General features: G+C 63.4%; 2 protein-coding genes. Both read left to right on the forward strand.

Annotated features, from left to right (window positions below; genetic code table 11):
- Positions 1 to 294 precede the first annotated feature (294 nt).
- A complete protein-coding gene (locus A2J03_RS18635; protein WP_231912605.1) occupies positions 295 to 1,461 on the forward strand; it encodes a lipase family protein in 1,167 nt (388 codons plus the stop codon).
- Between the two features lie 63 nt (positions 1,462 to 1,524).
- A partial coding sequence (locus A2J03_RS18640) for a MerR family transcriptional regulator (RefSeq protein ID WP_156520453.1) occupies positions 1,525 to 1,873 on the forward strand: 349 nt, incomplete at its 3' end.

The following is a 1,873-nucleotide window of genomic DNA, read 5'->3' on the forward strand; positions in this document are numbered from 1 at the left end:
TAGGACAGTCTGAGACGTCGGTCTGTTTCAGAGTCAGGCCCCAACTCACTGGAGAAGTCCAGTATCAACCGGACACACCCATACTCACAGTCTCTTTCGGTCACTTGGCGGCGAGCCCCGCCCAGCAACCCCCGAGCACCCGACCCCACGCGCCAGGGAGACCCTTGCCACGTGTGGCACCATAGGACTCGGTCTTTCCTAGGCGTCGGGGCGCTCTAGACGAAGCAGGGTGGGTTTGTCAGCGTGAAATGCACAGTGCGCAGGACCATCGTTTTTTCAGGCGCGGCATTACTCATGGTCGCGTTTGCTCCGTGGGCGCGGGCGGATCCCATCGGCGATCTCGTCGATCCGCCGAGCGATCCTGCCGCCTACCTCCCCACCCCTCTCGGCGACCCGTGGTTCGATGCGCCCGCGGGATTCGAAGCTCAGGAACCAGGCACGGTCCTGAACACGAGAGGTGTTGCGGTACAACCAGGTACGACGTCGACGCAGCTGCTGTTCCGTTCGACCGATTCGAAGAACAACCCGATCGCCGCGGCGACGACTGTCATCGTCCCCGACGCGCCGTGGACGGGCGGTGGACCGCGACCGGTCGTCGCGTACAACGAGGCGACGGATTCACTCGGCAACGCGTGCGCACCGTCGTCGACGCTGCCGCGGGGTACGAACAAGGAAATCGACCGGATGCAGGACTTGCTGGGTCGGGGCTATGCCGTCGTCGCCACCGACTATCAAGGTCCGCGTCAGGCGTACTCGGCAGGTCTCGTATCCGGCCACACCGTGCTCGACGGGTTGCGCGCATCCCACAGTGCGGGTGTCGCGTCCGACGCACCGATCGCGATCACCGGCTACTCGGGTGGGGCCATCGCGTCGGGCTGGGCAGCGCAGTTGGCGCCCACGTACGCGCCGGAGTTGAACATCGTCGGCGTCGCGTTCGGTGGCCCTCCCACCGACTACAAGATTCTGCAGCGCTCGCTCAACGGCGGCATCGGATCCGGCCTGTTCACGGCAGCGACCATCGGGCTGAGCCGGGAGTACCCGGAGATGCGTTCACTGGCCAACGACAACGGCAAACGACTCGCACTCGTGCAGAAGGACCAATGCGTCGACGTGCTGTCGTACAGCGGACTGCTGCTGTTCGATCAGCAAAACCTGTCGAACGTCCCGAACGTGTTCGATCACCCCATCACCCAGGCCGTGGTCGAAGAGAACCGGATGGGACAGATCAAGCCCGAGGCGCCGATCTACATCTACCAGGGCCTACAGGACTTCCTCATTCCCAAGGAGGGCGCCGAAGCCGTCCAGGACCAGTGGTGCGCGATGGGCGCATCGGTCCATTTGGAGGAGATCCCCGGTGATCACACGAGCGCCGAGGTCGGCGGCAGGCCCGGTGCATTCGATTGGATTTCGCAGCGCCTCGCCGGAGCACCTGCCGGAGGATGCGAACGAGTCGTTCGCTGACAGGACTTGACCCTCACGCCACGGGAGGTACCACTGTTGTCTTCCGTGAGCGATTCAGAGGCAATGAAGGTGGGCGAGGTGTCCCGCCTCGTCGGGATCAGCGTCCGGACACTGCACCACTACGACGAGATCGGTCTCGTGGTGCCGTCCGGGCGGACCCCGAAGGGTTATCGCAGCTACTCGTCGGCCGACGTCGAGCGACTGCACCAGGTATTGACGTACCGCGAACTCGGTTTCGTGTTGGACGACATAGCCACCCTCCTCGATGATCCGACTGTCGATGCAATGGCACACCTGTCACGTCAGCGTGCATTGCTGGACGCCAGGATCGATCGCTTGCATCAGATGGCTGCGGCCGTGGACAAGATGATGGAGGCGAAGAAAATGGGAATTCAATTGACCCCGGAAGAGC

Source organism: Rhodococcus sp. EPR-157, from assembly GCF_001647195.1.
GTDB lineage: Bacteria > Actinomycetota > Actinomycetes > Mycobacteriales > Mycobacteriaceae > Rhodococcoides.

Bases quoted from the DNA above. Each gene is read 5' to 3' on its own strand.
- A2J03_RS18635 (WP_231912605.1), top strand. From the start codon at position 295: ATGGTCGCGTTTGCTCCGTGGGCGCGGGCGGATCCCATCGGCGATCTC.